Annotated in this window: 15 protein-coding genes and 1 pseudogene; 4 read left to right on the forward strand and 12 right to left on the reverse strand. The window is 63.0% G+C overall.

Going from position 1 to position 15538, the window contains the following annotated elements; translation table 11 throughout:
- Window positions 1-111 precede the first annotated feature (111 nt).
- The 6 genes and pseudogenes from AC1DK4_RS10450 to AC1DK4_RS10475 all read right to left on the reverse strand — a co-directional run bounded on the left by AC1DK4_RS10450 (window position 112) and on the right by AC1DK4_RS10475 (window position 6852).
- Window positions 112-1356 (reverse strand): complex I 51 kDa subunit family protein, encoded by a 1245-nt coding sequence (locus tag AC1DK4_RS10450; protein ID WP_477131508.1) that lies wholly within the window; start codon window positions 1354-1356, stop codon window positions 112-114.
- A gap of 19 nt (window positions 1357-1375) precedes the next feature.
- Window positions 1376-3025, reverse strand: coding sequence for an FAD-binding protein (locus tag AC1DK4_RS10455; protein WP_441614053.1), 1650 nt, complete (start codon window positions 3023-3025; stop codon window positions 1376-1378).
- A 14-nt stretch (window positions 3026-3039) separates the two neighbouring features.
- Window positions 3040-3678, reverse strand: coding sequence for a 2Fe-2S iron-sulfur cluster-binding protein (locus AC1DK4_RS10460; RefSeq protein ID WP_441614054.1), 639 nt, complete (start codon window positions 3676-3678; stop codon window positions 3040-3042).
- Between the two features lie 85 nt (window positions 3679-3763).
- Window positions 3764-3850: pseudogene (locus tag AC1DK4_RS10465) on the reverse strand (hypothetical protein); the annotation flags it as partial.
- Window positions 3851-3944: 94 nt separating this feature from the next.
- Window positions 3945-5450: a DASS family sodium-coupled anion symporter gene (locus AC1DK4_RS10470; protein WP_477131509.1), complete on the reverse strand. Its 1506-nt coding sequence runs from the start codon at window positions 5448-5450 to the stop codon at window positions 3945-3947.
- A 490-nt stretch (window positions 5451-5940) separates the two neighbouring features.
- On the reverse strand, window positions 5941-6852 hold the full coding sequence (locus tag AC1DK4_RS10475) for a LysR family transcriptional regulator (protein WP_441614056.1): 912 nt from the start codon (window positions 6850-6852) through the stop codon (window positions 5941-5943).
- Window positions 6853-6972: 120 nt separating this feature from the next.
- Here AC1DK4_RS10475 and AC1DK4_RS10480 point away from each other — a divergent pair, with 120 nt between their 5' ends.
- Window positions 6973-7704, forward strand: a complete 732-nt coding sequence (locus tag AC1DK4_RS10480; protein WP_441614057.1) for an SDR family oxidoreductase — start codon at window positions 6973-6975, stop codon at window positions 7702-7704.
- A 217-nt stretch (window positions 7705-7921) separates the two neighbouring features.
- Window positions 7922-8779, forward strand: coding sequence for an oxidoreductase (locus tag AC1DK4_RS10485; RefSeq protein ID WP_441614058.1), 858 nt, complete (start codon window positions 7922-7924; stop codon window positions 8777-8779).
- Between the two features lie 235 nt (window positions 8780-9014).
- Here the strand turns inward: AC1DK4_RS10485 and AC1DK4_RS10490 are convergent, their stop codons facing one another.
- Together AC1DK4_RS10490 and AC1DK4_RS10495 are read right to left on the reverse strand one after the other, a co-directional pair.
- Window positions 9015-9482 carry a cupin domain-containing protein gene (locus AC1DK4_RS10490; RefSeq protein ID WP_477116696.1) on the reverse strand — a complete coding sequence of 156 codons (468 nt, stop codon included), beginning with the start codon at window positions 9480-9482 and terminating at the stop codon, window positions 9015-9017.
- Between the two features lie 282 nt (window positions 9483-9764).
- Window positions 9765-10643: a LysR family transcriptional regulator gene (locus AC1DK4_RS10495; protein ID WP_441614060.1), complete on the reverse strand. Its 879-nt coding sequence runs from the start codon at window positions 10641-10643 to the stop codon at window positions 9765-9767.
- A 207-nt stretch (window positions 10644-10850) separates the two neighbouring features.
- Between AC1DK4_RS10495 and AC1DK4_RS10500 the strand changes: the two genes are divergently transcribed.
- Together AC1DK4_RS10500 and AC1DK4_RS10505 are read left to right on the forward strand one after the other, a co-directional pair.
- Window positions 10851-11591: an MATE family efflux transporter gene (locus tag AC1DK4_RS10500; protein ID WP_477131510.1), complete on the forward strand. Its 741-nt coding sequence runs from the start codon at window positions 10851-10853 to the stop codon at window positions 11589-11591.
- 29 nt (window positions 11592-11620) lie between these two features.
- A complete protein-coding gene (locus AC1DK4_RS10505) occupies window positions 11621-12202 on the forward strand; it encodes an MATE family efflux transporter (RefSeq protein ID WP_477131511.1) in 582 nt (193 codons plus the stop codon).
- Window positions 12203-12259: 57 nt separating this feature from the next.
- Here the strand turns inward: AC1DK4_RS10505 and AC1DK4_RS10510 are convergent, their stop codons facing one another.
- The 4 genes from AC1DK4_RS10510 to AC1DK4_RS10525 form a co-directional block, all read right to left on the reverse strand.
- Window positions 12260-13417 carry a porin gene (locus tag AC1DK4_RS10510; protein WP_441614062.1) on the reverse strand — a complete coding sequence of 386 codons (1158 nt, stop codon included), beginning with the start codon at window positions 13415-13417 and terminating at the stop codon, window positions 12260-12262.
- A 54-nt stretch (window positions 13418-13471) separates the two neighbouring features.
- A complete protein-coding gene (locus AC1DK4_RS10515) occupies window positions 13472-14533 on the reverse strand; it encodes a phosphotransferase family protein (protein WP_441643213.1) in 1062 nt (353 codons plus the stop codon).
- Window positions 14534-14560: 27 nt separating this feature from the next.
- Window positions 14561-15361 carry an SDR family NAD(P)-dependent oxidoreductase gene (locus tag AC1DK4_RS10520; RefSeq protein WP_441614064.1) on the reverse strand — a complete coding sequence of 267 codons (801 nt, stop codon included), beginning with the start codon at window positions 15359-15361 and terminating at the stop codon, window positions 14561-14563.
- 35 nt (window positions 15362-15396) lie between these two features.
- Window positions 15397-15538 (reverse strand): NAD(P)(+) transhydrogenase (Re/Si-specific) subunit beta (locus AC1DK4_RS10525; RefSeq protein WP_477131515.1); only part of this gene is annotated, 142 nt, incomplete at its 5' end.

Below are 15538 nucleotides of genomic sequence, written 5' to 3' on the forward strand. Positions count from 1 at the left end.
CTTGTGCAGTTGATGGCAATGCATCTGGTCTGCCGCAGATCGAACGGTGACCTGTGCCGTTCCGTGACGACTGCCGGTCCCGCTGGCCAGATCCAATGGAGCCTTGCGCGCCTATGCCGCCAGAGGCGCCTCGTATTCCTCCCGGAATTGCTGAAGCGAACTCTCCACTACCGTCACGGCACCGTCGATCAGGCCACAGCGTCCGCTGCCGGGCAGGATATTGCACAGGTTCTCCAGCGCCTCCAGGTCGGCACGCACGCCCCGGCCGGTGTCGATCCGGTTGAGCAGCCGCATCAACTGGAAGGTTCCACCCTTGCATGGAGGACACTGGCCGCACGAGCCCTGAGCGAAGAAGCTCACGTACTCGGCAACCTTGCGCACGATGCTGGTGCCTTCCGATACGACGATCATTGCGCCGGTACCCAGCCGTGAGCGCCGCAGCCTCACCGAATCGAAATCCAGCGCGACATCGAGATCGCGTTTCGTCAGCAGGGTATTGGAGGGGCCACCGGTAAAGACCGCCTTGAACTCCTTGCCCTGCAACATGCCGCCGCCATGCTCGAATACCAGCGACTCGAGACGCGTGCCCATTGGCAACTCGTACAGGCCGGGGCGCAGCACGTCCCCGGAAAGCGAATGGAGCTTTGTTCCCGTGGCATTCCCGATGCCGAGGTCCCGATACCATTGCGCGCCGTGGCGCAGAATCCCGGGGACGTGGGCCAGGGTCTCCGTGTTGTTGACGATGGTTGGCGCGCCACGCACGCCGTGCTCGGCCGGGAATGGCGGCTTGCGGCGCGGGAAGGGGAACCCGCCCTCGACGCTGGCTATCACCGCGGTCTCCTCGCCCCCGATGTACAGCCCCGAACTGGGCAYGATCCCCAGGGTGACTTGCTTGCCCACCAGCCGCTCGAGCTCGGCGAACAGCGGATGCTCCAGCCATTGCCCGACCGCTGTGCGTGTCRCCGCGAGGGATTCTGGCTGGTGCGGATTGACGTACAGGACGACGTGGTTGGCACGGGTGGCCGCGGCGGCAATGAGCGCGCCCTCGATGACCTGGTGTGGCGTGTGCTGCAGAAGAAAGCGGTCCTTGAACGTGCCCGGCTCGTCTTCGTTACCGTTGCAGATGATGTACTTGTCGCCGTCAGGCGCAGCGGCGACTGGCGCCCATTTGCGATGCGTCGCGAAGCCGGCGCCGCCCATGCCGCGCAGATCGGCCCGCTCGATCTCGGCGATGATTGTCGCCGGCTCGCGCAGGGCTTTCGCGAGCCCCTCTCCGCCGCCCGTGGCAAGCCATGCGAGCAGGTCGGCGCCAAGCTGGATGTCTTCCTTTAGGAGAACCTGGTTCAGGTGTGTCATCGCTCGCTCCGAGTAACGCTCACCGGACACCGCTGACCACCCGGCCCCGGGCGCCGGAATGTAGTCCGGCATCGACGCGCAAGTCGAAATGCGCGTAGCCAGGGAACAGCATCGGCGCCTTGACATGAAGGGGTAGCCCGGCGAGCGTCAGTTCCCGCTGCCAAGCATGTACGTGGCCGATTCCTGCACGACTGGCCATGACCCCGCGCCGCGGTCCGGCGGCACTGGCGCCTGCGCGCCGCCCCATGCTCAGGATGTCGAGCAGCGCGTTTCCCATCAGCCGGTTGCGGCCGTGAATGCCGCCCGTCACCTCGCCAACGCAATACAGCCCGCCGACGCCCGTGGCGCCATCCTTGTCGATCGCAACGCCGCCGTTCTGGTAGTGGAGCGTCGGATAGACGAGGAAGGGGTCCCGCGCCGGGTCCTGGCCGCACTTGCGCGCAAGATGGCTCAGCGTGACCAGGCGCTTGGCCAGGATGCCGGGATTCTCCATTTCGAGCGTCGGCGTATCGAGAAAGACCCCCACCTGCCCACCACGCGTGATGCCGCGTCCCTCCGCGCACTCGCGCAGGATCGCCGACGCGACGACGTCGCGCGGCTTGAGTTCGTCCACGAAGCGCTCGCCTTCCCCATTGATCAGCTTCGCCCCGGCGGAACGTGCTGCCTCCGAGATGAGTCCGCCAGCGAGATGCGGCGGGTATGCGATGCCGGTGGGATGGTACTGGAACGAATCGAGTTCGCGCAGCCGGGCGCCGATCCGGTACGCGAGCACGAGGCCGTCGGCGGTGGCGCCGTAGTGATTCGAGGTCGGGAAGGCATTCAGGTGCAGGCGTCCCGCGCCCCCGGTGGCGAGGATCACGGCATGGGCACGCACCAGGACGAAGGTGCGCCATTCGAGGTTGTAGATCACCGCGCCGGCGCAGTTTCCCCGCTCGTCGGTCAGCAGTTCGACCACCGGGCATCGGTTCCACACGTCGATGGCGGCGTCCAGGTCCACCGCCTCGCGCAGTACCCGCATCATCTCGAGCCCGGTATAGTCCCGGTAGGAAAGAATGCGGGCGGCCGAAGCTCCCCCCGGCCTCTTCCGCATGAGGTTGCCGCCGGGGAGCCGATCCTCCTCCTGGTCGAACATCATGCCGAGCCGGATCAGCCAGCGAATCACATCGGGCCCATCCATTACCATCTGCGCGACTAGCTCGGGATCGCCCTGGAAATGGCCGGCGCGCAGGGTGTCCTCGAAGTGCAACTGCGGGCTGTCGTCCTCGCCGATGGCAGCCTGGATGCCGCCTTCGGCCATCACGGTATTGCTGTCGCCGAGACGCAGCTTGGTGGCCAGGATGACCCGCGCGCCCTGCTTCGCAGCGGTGAGCGCGGCCGCACATCCGCCACCGCCACCACCGATCACCAGCACGTCGGTGGTCGTGAGCTGGGCACCTGCAATATCCACGTCGTCGATCAGCGCGTTGGCTTGCAACTGACGCGCGAGATCGGGCTGGCACGGATCACCTCGGTTCACCCCGACGACCAAGGACACGCGCGCATTCGGGCCATGGTCCGGGTGAAAGCCTTTCAGGAGTGCATCGACGGACGAGTCATCGCTGCGTACCGCCGGCGTCATGCCTGGCCGGTAGCGCTGGCGGGCGTCGTCATAAGGGATGCCGGCAGGCATGATCTGTTGTCCCGTCAGCCTGGCGGGCGCGCGCCCGGCGCATCGAAATCGATCTTCATCTCGCCGTTCTCGATCTGTTGCAGCCGGCGCATCAGATTCGCCGGCCGTAGCGACAGCGACGCGGTCATCCGCCGCACGAACAGGCCGAGGTGGTTGGGCCGGATCAGCTCGGGACAGGCCAGCGTGCAGAGATTGCACATGACGCATTCGTCGAAGACGCGGCCAGACTCCGCCAGCTTTCCCTCCACGGCGAGGTTTACCCCGCGCTGCACGTCGAGTCCCTTCGGGCATGCGCGATCGCAACCGCTGCAGTGACGGCAATGGGAGGCTTCCGGGAATGTTTGCTCGATGACGTGCAGGACCTGCCAGCTATCGTCCAGATCCTCCATGCGATAGACGTGGCGTGCCGGGGCAGTGAAATAGTCGAGCGAGGCCACCTGCATGCCTTCCTCGATCAGGGTCTCGCAGGCGAGCGCCGTGTTCACCTCCGGCTCGCCGCTGCGCCGCACCAGCACACGGCAGGACCCGCACACGCCCTGACCCATGCAGCCGACGCCTTCCACGAGGGTCTCCCCGGCGTGGAGAAACGCTTGCAGGATAGAGCAGTCGGGTGGGGCGTCGATCTGATGGCCTTCGATGGTGAGGCGTACCATCTTCTTGCACCCTGTCGTCTGGCGGCGCTCGCGCCACACTGGCGCACTTGCCGAAAAGGTCATATAAACCATAGCACACAGGCGGTTATGCTAGCGGGGGAATCGCTATGGGTCCGTTCCGTCCGATGCGACGCACGCGTATTTCCTTCGCACCAGCCTGCGTACCGGACTGCCACCTCTTCGCAGGAGGGCAATCCCCGGCGTTGCAATTGGCTCACCAGCAAATCCGCCTTGTGCTTTCATGCGTGAACCGGCCCTTGCCCGGCTCACCAGAATCCCAGAATCTTCCACCAGGTACCCCCTACCACGGCGAAGATGGTCAGTTCCAGCACGCACATCACCGCGCCGACCCGCCACCACTGTCCCATCGTCACATAGCCGCTGCCGAAGATGATTGGCGATGTGCCGGTGGCGTAGTGGGTCAGCGTCAYCATGATCGCGGAGCCGGCCGCCATCATCAGCATGAAAGGCGGGACATAGGGTGGCGGGATCAGGTGAGCGCCCACGGTGAGAAAGGCCAGCATCATCGCGCTGATATGCGCCGTGGTACTCGCGAACAGGTAGTGGGAAAAGACGAACGCCAGCACCAGCACGGCGGCAATCGAGAGCCAGCCCATTCCACTGGCGGCGATGGCATCGCGCATATCGGCCGAGAACCATGCGATCACGCCAAGCTTGTTGAGCTGTTCCGCGAGCATTACCAGGGCGCCGAACCAGATCAAGGTGTCCCAGGCGCTCTTCTCCGATAACACATCATCCCAGTCGATCGTGCCGGTGATGATCAAGGCGAAGAGGCCGAGAAATGCGACCACGGTCGGATCGAGGGTGAAAGCCGGGCCCATGATCATCGCCGGCACGTTGGCCCACAGGACCAGCATCATGGCGAACACGCCCATCATGACCCGCTCCTTTCCACTTAACGGGCCCATGCGGGCAAGCTCGCCCCTGGCGTAATCGATGGCGTTGGGCGTCGCCTTCAGTTCGGGCGGGCAGAGCACGAAAACGACAAGCGGCATCAGCAACAGGCAGAGCAGGCCGGGCAGCAGCATGCACAGCGCCCAGGTGGTCCAGGTCAGGTGCAGCGACTGGCCACTGGCCTTGGCCACGTAGTCGACGACCAAGGGGTTCGGCGCGGTGGCGGTCACGAACATGGCCGACGTGATCGGGTTGGCATGGTAGTTGACCAGCGCCAGGTAGGTGCCGACCTTGCCCTCAGTCCCCTTGGTCGGATCAGAGTCGAAAGCGCCGGCGATCGACCGCATGATCGGATGGACAATGCCGCCACCGCGCGCGGTGTTGCTGGGCGTAAATGGCGCCAGGACCAGCTCGCAGATCGCAAGCCCGTAGCCGATGCCGACGGTGCGCTTGCCCAATAGCGCGATGAACATCAGGCCGACGCGATTGCCCAACCCCGTTTTCTTCAGCCCGCGCGAGATCAGGATGGCCACGACGATCAGCCAGATCAGCGGATTCGAGAAACTGCTCAGCGCATCGGCGATGGCGCCTTTGGACGAGTTCGAGGTCACTTGCGCCAGTGACACGATCACGATTGCCATCATTGCCATCACACCGATCGGCATCACCTTGAGAATGATTGCGACGATCGTGGTCAGGAAAATGGCCACCAGATCCCAGGCGTCCGCGTTCAAGCCAGCCGGCGCGGGCATCAGCAGCAACGTGACAAGTACGGCCGTGGTGATGATGGCCGGCGTCAGCCGGAAGGGCACCACGGACATGAAGTAGCGATACATCGCGACGATCTTGGCGAGCATCTCCGAACCTCCCCGAAAAGGACACGGTGAATAAAGACAGCCAAGGTCCTCGCATCTGTCGACGCGAACTGTGCCTTCCGGCGGCGTAGCATTTCTCAAGAGATCCTGAACGATGGGCCTCGCGAGCAGAAGTGAATCTTTTCGAAGGGAGGATGAAGAACTTACAAGGATGGAGCTCGCCGGAGACGAGTTGACAGGGGCGAGTTGGACGCGGAGGGGCTAACCACACGATCCGCGCTGCTGAGCTGACCGGTATGCACCATTTCGGTGCCAAATTTGCCTGGCACCTGCGCCCTGTCCATGCGAGAAGTGTCGCTACTGTGACACTCCGGGCGTCGCAGCGCCTGTCAGATCCGCGGGTGTTCTTCGCGCGTGTCCGACACGGCCGCGAGATAGTGTTCCGCGCGCATGAAGCGCCCCGGCGACATCGCTCGCGCCCACCGCGGTCGGGGGACGACCAAGCGTTCGCGACGTAAAGTCGTAGAACGCTTCATCGCAATGGAAGCCAAAGGGGGCCTTCCCACGCTTTCAGCGCATCGAGAAACGCTTTCAGCTTTGACGGCGTGAAGCGGCGAGTCGGATAGACGGCATGAACGAATATTTCCGGTGACGACCATTCCGGCAAGATGCGAACGAGCTCCCCGCGGGCGATATGCGCATCGGAATAGCCGGAAGGAAGGAGTGCGATGCCGTGACCGCGGAGCGCAAAGGCGCTGACGATGTGAAAGTCGCGCGCGGCGACGGGGCCCGTTACGCGAACGTTGACTGACTTTCGTCCGCTGACCAAATGCCATTCCGTCTCGTTGTTCCGGGCGTTGATCAGCACGCAGGGATGTTGGCTGATGTCTGCGGGCCGGGCCGGGAGATGGTGATTCCGTGCGTATTCGGGGGAGGCGACCAGGTGCCTGATACTTCTTCCCACGCGTTGCGCGACAAGGCTCGAGTCCCGCAAGTCACCGAAGCGGATCGCGACGTCGACGTTTTCGGCGATCAGGTCCACGAAAACGTTGGTGAAGTAAAGATCCACCTGGATGCGCGGATAGTTCCTTAGAAACGACGACAGAAATGCGTAGAACGGCTCCTGTTCCAGCATCACGGGACCGGAGATGCGCAGCAGGCCCTCCGGCTTTTTTTGCGTCTCGGTGATCACGCGCTCCGCGTCGTACAGATGGCTCAGCGGCTCGCTGCACTGATCGAAATAGGCTCGTCCCTGCGCGGTCAGGCTGAGCTTGCGGGTCGTGCGTTGCAGCAGCGTCACGCCAAGGCGTTCCTCGAGCGCCGTCACCTTGCGGCTGACGGTGGAAACGGGCATGCCAAGGGCTAGTGCAGCGCGACTGAAGCTCTCGAATTGCGCCACTCGGACGAAGACGGCGATGTCATTCAGGTCGGCCAGTTCGGTCATGTGGACATGTGGGACTTTTGCATGGATGGAAAAGAGATTCCACATATTCCAGTCTAATCAAAAATAGATTCCTCGGCCAGACTTCTCTCCACGCAATCCAGCGCCTTTCGGAGAGATACCATGGCTAACAACGTCGTCATCATTACCGGTGCTTCCAGCGGAATCGGAGAAGCCACCGCCAAGCTCCTTGCCACGAAAGGCGCCACGGTCGCCTTGGCCGCTCGCCGGCTCGGCAGTCTTCAGCGCATCGCCGCCGAAATCCGGGCAAAGGGCGGCAAGGCATCCGTTCACCAGGTCGACGTCACTGACCAGGCGCAGGTCAATCGCTTGATTGGCGACGTCGTATCGCAACACGGCCGCCTGGATGTGATGGTCAACAACGCCGGCCTGATGGCCATCGCGCCCCTGTCGCTGCGCAAGACAGACGAATGGGATCGCATGATCGACATCAACATCAAGGGTCTTCTCTACGGTATCGCAGCGGCGTTGCCAGTCTTCGAAAGGCAGCAATCGGGTCACTTCGTCAACATCGCGTCGGTCGTGGGCCTGAAAGTCTTCAGTCCCGGAGGGACGGTGTACTCGGGCACGAAGTTCGCGGTGCGCGCCATTTCCGAAGGCTTGCGCCACGAGGTCGGCGGCCACATCCGCACCACGGTGATCTCGCCGGGGGCGGTCGACACCGAACTGAAGTTCGGCTCCGGGCATGAGGACAGCCGCAACTTCGTCGTCGATTTCTACAAGATGGCCATCCCGGCCGATGCCATCGCACAGGCCATCGCCTATGCGGTCGAGCAGCCAGATTCGGTCGACGTCAACGAGATCGTGATCCGCCCCACCGTGCAGGATTTCTGAGGGTCGCGGCGGGCAGGGAAGTGCTTAAGCCGATGAGGAAGTTCAGCGAGTTACGTCAGATGCCAATCCGATAAGCCCGCAGTGCTGGATCTCGACCGAATACCGACCCACCAATTTCATCCGGGTTTGACCCACCGTCAGGCAGCGTCATTCCGCTATCTCGATGCGGATAACGCTTGGCCATCGACGCTTTCACCACCAATGCAGGAGCAAGATCATGAGCAACCTCACCAAGCAACAGTTCAAGCGCGTCTGGTTTATCACGGGCGCTTCACGCGGCCTGGGCGCGCTGATGGCCAAGGCAGCCCTTGCCGATGGCAACGCCGTCGTCGCCACGGGCCGCAACGCCGCCGCAATTGCCGAGCGTCTCGGCGAGTCGTCCGCATTGTTCCCTGTCGCACTGGACGTGACGGACGGCGCGCAGGTCAAGGCGGCTGTCGAGGCCGCCGTCGAGAGGTTCGGCCGCATCGATGTGCTGATCAACAACGCTGGTTTCGGGCTGCTCGCCGCCGTCGAAGAATCGAGCGACGCCGACGTGCGCCGGATCTATGAAACCAACGTCTTCGGTCTGCTAAGCGTGACGCGCGCCGTGCTACCAGTGATGCGCAAGCAGCGCTCGGGTCACGTTATCAATATTTCGTCCATTGTCGGCTATCAAGCGGCGGCCGGGGTCGGCGTGTACAGCTCGACGAAGTTTGCCGTCGAAGGCATCACGGAAGCATTGCACGCAGAACTGAAGCCGCTTGGCATCCATGCGACCCTCGTCGAGCCGGGCTTCTTCCGCACCGACTTTCTGGATACGTCGTCTCTCCTCGTCGGCAAGGAAATCATCGACGACTACGCTGAGACCTCGGGCAAGCTGCGCGACCTCGCAGTCGTCATAAATCACAAGCAGCCGGGCGATCCGGAGAAGCTGGCAACGGCGCTCGTCACGCTGGTCGATGCGCAAACGCCGCCGTTGCGCCTGCCGCTTGGCACCGACACGCTAAAGGCGATCGCCGAGAAGAACGCGTACGTGACGACGGAAACGCAGGCGTGGAAGTCGCTGTCGGAATCCACAGACTTTCCGGCGTGAAGACGATGAGAGCAGGCTGAGGCCGTTGCGAGCCGCGTGCTGTCGTTCTTGACGCAGCAAACCGTCCAGACCTGAACCAGTCGGCGTATGACTGCCAGGAGAAGCGGTCGATGTGGCCGACGAAACCCGGCAGCCGCATGGCGGCAACCGTGACTTCGGTGTGCTGCCATGTCATGGATGCCGCATCTTCCTGCGCGGCACGCTTCGCTACGACTGCCCTCAGGGCGCCGGGGTTTCAGGGCAGCAGGTGGGTATCGCCGGCGGCCTGCGGTGGCAACTTGACTGCCAGTGCCTTGAAATCGCCGCTGGTTGCGACCGAACCCGCGTGCGCGACGCTCTTCGGAATGACGATCAGGTCGCCGGGGCCGACTTCGCGCTGTTCATTGCCCAGCCAGAATGTTCCCTTTCCTGCGATGACATACTGGATCTCGTCGGCGCTGGTGTGGTAGTGCTTTGGAACGTTGCCCGATTGCACAGCAACGGTCCCTTGCGGCGTCGTCACCAGCCCTCTCGTGCGCAGCGTGCCCATATTGGGAACCTGTGGCCCGAGGTCTTCATTGGTCAAGGCCGCCAGGTTGATGATCTGCGGCGCCAACGCGGCGGGCGGGGTCTGCGCGTGGGCGGGCGGCAGCCCCATGTGGGCCGCAAGGTAGCCGCAAGCAAAGGCGACCGGGACTGCGGAAAGAGCGGCAAGGCGATGCATATTTATCTCCCTTTGGTTGGCCTGCGATCATTGCGCCGTCACGACGCTTGATTCGTGCGATCCGGCTGGATTGTCTCACCGCGATCCGCGCCCAGAATTAAGGGGAAACCCGAAAGCACTGAATCGATCGCATCTCGGAGAGGGTGCTGCCGAAGCCGGAAGGGAATTTACCTTGGGCCGCCTCTGGTATTGAAAAGGAAGCCGGTTCTCTTTCCACTCACTTCCGGAATGAAACCGCTGTCGACCGCGAAGCTGGTGAATGCATCCGCGACAGAAAGCCGTTCATTCGAGGTTCCGCATTTCGGTATCCATCCAGCTGCAGAATTGCCGGACCACGCGCGATTCCGAGCGGCGCTGGTAACGATATGTTCCGATCTCAACCGGCTCGTATCCGGGCAGGACCACCAACGCGCCGGCTTGTGTTTCCCTGGCCGTGAGGATCGGCGGCGCGAGCACCATCCCAAGACCGGCAACACAAGCATGAAGAGCCGCATCGTCGGTGTCGAATTCATGGGCGAAGGAAAGCTCTGCCAGCGAAATATCGAAGGTTTCGCACCAGAGCTTCCAGTCCCAATTGCCGGCTGCGCGCTGAAGAGCCGGCACGTCCGAAACGGTGATCTCCCGGCGATTGGTGTCTCTTGCCAGCAGGCTCGGCGAAACAACCGGGCGGCTCAGGTCGCGAGCAAGGAGTTCCCATCCTTCGGCTGCTTCCCCTGCCCGGAAATAACGGATGCTGACATCAGAGACCGGGACGGCGAGCAAACCTCGCGCGGAACCAGTTTCCACCCGAACGCGGGCCTCGGGGCAGAGCGCGTGAAAGCGATCCAGTGACGGGATGAGCCAACGCACTGCAAGCGACGTTGACGCCTGAACGCTGATTTCGGTTTCGTCGCGATACAGGGCATCGGCCGAATGCTCGATGAGCCCGATCGCCGGCGCGACCTCCTGATAGAACCGCTGTCCCACGTCGGTAAGGGAAACGGTGTTATTTCCCCGGTGGAAGAAGGTCACGCCAAGCTCGTCTTCAAGCTTCTTGAGCTGGTGGCTTACCGCGCCGGCGGTAACGCCGAGTTCAGCGCCGGCGGCCGTCAGGCTCCCGGTGCGTGCCACGATCGCAAACACCCGAACGGCGTTGAGAGAGACGCGATGCCTGTTCTGCATGAGGTTTCCTCAAGCTCCCCTAAAATTACTCGTTTGAGTGTCGCAAAAAAATATAGCACAATCGAAAGTGAAAATCCGCTCGGTAAGTACGATGCGCTCAAGAAAATATTGAATCGACACCAAAGTCACGGCGTGGGTGATGGCGGGGACGGCATTATTTTATTAATTTTCTTTTCACAATAAACTACTCGCACCCAGAGATCTGTGATGATTTCCATCCCACGTCACTACCGCGACATGATCATGCTTTCCGCGCCGATTGCGGGAATTCAGTTTGCGCAGATCGTATTGACGAGCACCGATCTGATGATGATGGGCTTGATCGGCATGGAGGCGCTGGCGGCCGGTGGTCTTGCCACGCTACTTTACAATCAGTTCCGCACCATGTGCGTCGGCATGGTGACAGGCTTGGGAAATCTCATTGCCGCTTCTATCGGACGGGCCGAAAAACGCACGGAAAGCATAATGGTCGATGCTGCTGCCCGGGAGGAGATCCGCGGCCTTGTCCGCTCTGCGTTGTTTCTCGCCACGGTCGTCGCTCTTATCGGTGGCGGCTTGCTTGCCGGTCTGGGTTATTGCCTCACCTTTCTCGGCCAGGATGACACCGTCGTCGCCCTGGCAAGGCCGGTGATGATCACGCTTGCGCCGGGGCTCTTACCCATGGTCTGGCTCAATGTCTTGCGGCAATTCGCCGTCGGTATGCGCCGCCCCGGCTCGCTTTTGTGGGTCACCGTGGTCTCCATCGCCGTCAACGTGCTATTGAACGCGATGTTCATCTATGGGTGGCTAGGCCTGCCCAGACTCGGACTGACGGGCGTCGGGCTTTCGACGACGTTTGTGCAGGTATGGACTTTCCTTGTCTATCTTCGCGCCGTTCAACGGGACGAGAAGCTGAAGGATTTTCTGTCGCTCGCCTTCTGGAAAGCACGACCTGCGACATCTCCCTGACCTATGGTCTCGAGGCGTCAATTACTTCCGTGGCGTCGATCTTGATAGGAAATTTCGGGCCTGTTGTGCTTGCTGCCTCCAATGTCATCAACCAGCTTGCCAAGATCGTCTATCAAATCAATGTCGGCCTCTCTCACGGGTCGTCCATTATGGTCAGCCGTGCCATCGGGAAACAGGAATATGGGGAGATCGGAGTCATTGCACGAGGCGCCATGACAATCTGCTTTATTCCGATGACGGCGATCGGGCTCGTTTACCTGTTCTTTCCCCATATTGTATTGTGGCCATTTCTCGGCGCTCACGCAGATCCTGCCATATTATCCACAGCAACCACGCTGCTCTGGTTCGCCGTTTTCAATCAGTTCTTTACGGCTTCGCAGAATATCAGCATTGGCCTCTTGCGTGGCCTTGGAAATACGAAAGCCGGACTGAGCAATAGCCTGATTTCCTATTGGTTGATCGGCATTCCAGCGATACTATTTTGCAGCGATTGGCTCGGATGGGGCGGCGCGGGCGTTTGGTTCGGCTTGTGCATCGCTTTCGGCGCGAGCAGCGTGCTGCTCTGGCGACGTTTCATGGCCGATCTGAAGCGGATATCGCAGCCTGGATAGATGGAGCGGTGGCCAATCCACCGCATGCCGTACCGCCGCGCGCCAAGTCAAAACCCGTCAGAACTTGTGACGAAGCCCGATCGCGACGCCGAGCATATTGCTCTGGCCGTTGCCCAGCGTGTAGCTGTTGCCGAGCGAGAGGCTGTTGGCATACACCGTGGCCAGCGATTCCATCATCAGGCCGGCGTTCTTCGCATAGGCCGTGGTCAGGTAGGCGTCGGTGCGCTTGGAGAATGCGTAGTTGGCCACCAGCGCGATCTGCCAGGGGTTCGGCACGCCCGTGTTGCCGAACAGGCTTTTTACGTTGTCGTAGTCGTATTCGAGCGTGAGACCCACGGCGGGCGTGACCTGGTAGGTGCCGCCGATCCAGTAGAAATCGTCCCGCTGGATCACCACATCCGCGGCATTCTTGTTCTGGCCCCAGCGGTATCCCCCCATGATCTTGGCCGTTCCGAACGCGTAGCTCGCACCCACCGCGGCTTTTTTCAGCGTGCCGCTGCCGGTGCCGATGGTCGGATTCCACTGGTCGTAGGCCGCCATCAGCCCGATCGGGCCCGCGGAATAGGAGACGCCCGCGCCGTAAGCCGTATCGCGCCGGAACTGGCCGGGAACCTCGCCGTTGCCGCCGATTGCGGTGGCCACGCCTACCGTCTGCGGCAGGGCCAGGCCAACGCCGAACGACCAGTGGGCGATAGCCGTGACCGGACCGAACTGGCCGTTGTACTTGAGCGTGTTGTCCTCGCGGAAGTTGGCGCCGGTCTGCAGTACGACGGGCTCGTACTGCGTGGCGAACGCGGTGGGCTCATAGTTGGCGACCGTCTCGAACATCGACGTGTACTGGCGCCCGAAGCTGAACTGGCCGATGGGACTCTGCACGCCGACGTACGCCTGGCGCCCGAAGATCCGGCCGCTCTGCTGGGAAGCGCCGGTGTCGAGGCCGAAGCCACTCTCGAGCACGAACACCGACTTGAGGCCGCCGCCGAGGTCCTCGGTGCCGCGCATGCCCCAGCGCGAGCCGGACAGGCCACCCGAGTTCAGGCGGTAGACGTCGTTGGCCGGGCCGCGGTTGAAGCCGTTGGTGGCAACGGGCACTGCGCCGGCGTGGTTCACATACTCCACGTTTGCGTCCACCACGCCATAGAGCGTGACGGACTGCGCAAAGGTCGTTCCTGAACAGGCAAGCAGTGAGAAGAGGGCGGTCGTCTTGATGTTCATGTCGTGGCTCTTTTGATTTTCCCTGGGGTCTTGTTTGTTACTTCTTGCTTGCCGTCATGCTGCATTCGCGTATTGCATCGCGTATTTCCAGCCAAGTTCGGCCAGCGGGATCGCTTTGCGACTTGTTTCCACGGCGTCGGCGCTGGTCGCATTGCCACTCCTCGCGCGCCGGGCGATGCCGTTCATGATCGCGGAGAGGCGGAACAGGTTGTAGGCGAGATAAAAGTCCCAGTGCTCGATCGACTGCGTGCCGTTGGTGCTCCCGTACCAACGGAGATAGCTTGCCTCGTCGGGGATGCCGAGCGCCTGCAGGTCGAGGCCGCCGATGCCACGCCACAGGTCGGCCGGGATATGCCAGCTCATGCAGTGGTAGGCGAGGTCGGCCAGCGGGTCGCCCAAGGTCGCCAGCTCCCAGTCGAGCACGCCGATCACGCGCGCTTCGGTGGGGTGGAACACGAGGTTGTCCATGCGGTAGTCGCCGTGGACAAGGCAGGTACGGTCGCTGTCCGGCAGGTGCTGCGGCAGCCAGTCCGCAAGCGCGGCGAGAGCGGGGTTGTCGTCCATGCCGGCCTCCCGGCACTGGCTCGCCCAGCGCCGGACCTGCCGGGCGATATAGCCGCCGTGCTTGCCAAAGTCGGTCAGGCCTGCGGCGTCGAGGTCCACGCGGTGCAACGCGGCGATGACGCGGCCCATCTCGCGATACATTGCCGAGCGCTGCTGCCGCGAGAGTCCCGGCAGCGACTGGTCGAACAGGATCCTGCCCTGCAGGAACTCCATGACGTAGAACGGGCTGCCAACAATGGCGGTGTCCTCGCTGTAGAGGAATGTGCGCGGCACGGGGACCTCGCTGTCCCGAAGCGCCTGCATTACCCGGTACTCGCGGTCGATTGCGTGGGCCGACGATAGCAACTGGCCCGGCGGCTTGGTGCGCAGGACGTACTGCCGCGGGCCGCAGGCGATCCTGTAGCTAGGGTTGGATTGTCCGCCCGTCAGACGCTCGACGGACAGCACGGGATAGTCGATCAGCCCGTGGGCGAGCAGGAGCCGGGCCAGGGCACGACTGTCGAACGGGGACGGGCCGGCTGCCTTCGCCGGCGGGGTGGCGGTGACTTCCATAGGCATTCTCCTGTGGCGCGGTGGCGGTCAGAGCGAACTGACGGCGTGGCCGCCGTCGACGGGCAGGACCGTGCCGGTCATGTAGTCCGAAGCGCTGGAGGCGAGCAGCAGCAGGGCGCCGTCCAGCTGGGTGGCGCGGCCGAGCCGGCGCTGCGGAATGCGCCGGATGAGCGCCTGGCCGTTCTCCGTCTCGAAGAAGTCCCGGTTGATATCCGTCTCGAAGTAGCCGGGGGCGAGTGCGTTGACCCGGATCCCGTGGCGTGCCCATTCCAGGGCCAGCGAGCGCGTCAGGTGGATCAGCCCCGCCTTGGCGGCGGTGTAGGCCGGCACCTGTTGCGCCACGCGCAGGCCGAGGATCGAGGCGATGTTGACGATGCTGCCGCCGTTGCCCGCGTCGCGCATCGTCCGGGCGGCGCACTGTGCCACGCGCCACGCGCCGTTCAGGTTGGTGTCGATCACGCTCTGCCAGGCGTCCTCCGTCACGTCCATGGCAGGGGAAGTCGTGGCGATGCCAGCGCTGTTGACCACGATCTGGGCCGGACCGAGCTCGCGCTTCACCGCATCGAATGCCGACTCGACGGAAGCGGGGTCCCGCACGTCGAGTGGCACCACGCATCCGGTGGCGCCTTGCTTGCGCAGCGCCGCCAGTATGGTCTCGCCTTCGCCGACGCGCCGGCCCGCCAGCGCGACGCGGCAGCCCGCGCGGGCGAGCGTCTCGGCGAAGTGCCGGCCGAGGCCGCCGAACGCGCCCGTGACGAGCGCGACCTTGCCGTGCAGGTCGCCAAACGGGTTCGGCGGTGGTTCCGGCTGCCATTGAGGTTGAGTCATCAGCTTGTCTCCGTTGTTTTGTAGTGGGGGCGTGCTCAGTCGACGGCCTTGCCCATGTCCTCGACCACCTTCTTGGCGTCGCCGAACACCATCATGGTCTTGTCCATGTAGAACAACTCGTTGTCGAGACCGGCATAGCCGGCCGCCATCGAGCGCTTGTTCACGATGATGGTCTTG

The sequence above is a fragment of the Cupriavidus sp. 05N38 genome, from assembly GCF_056397345.1.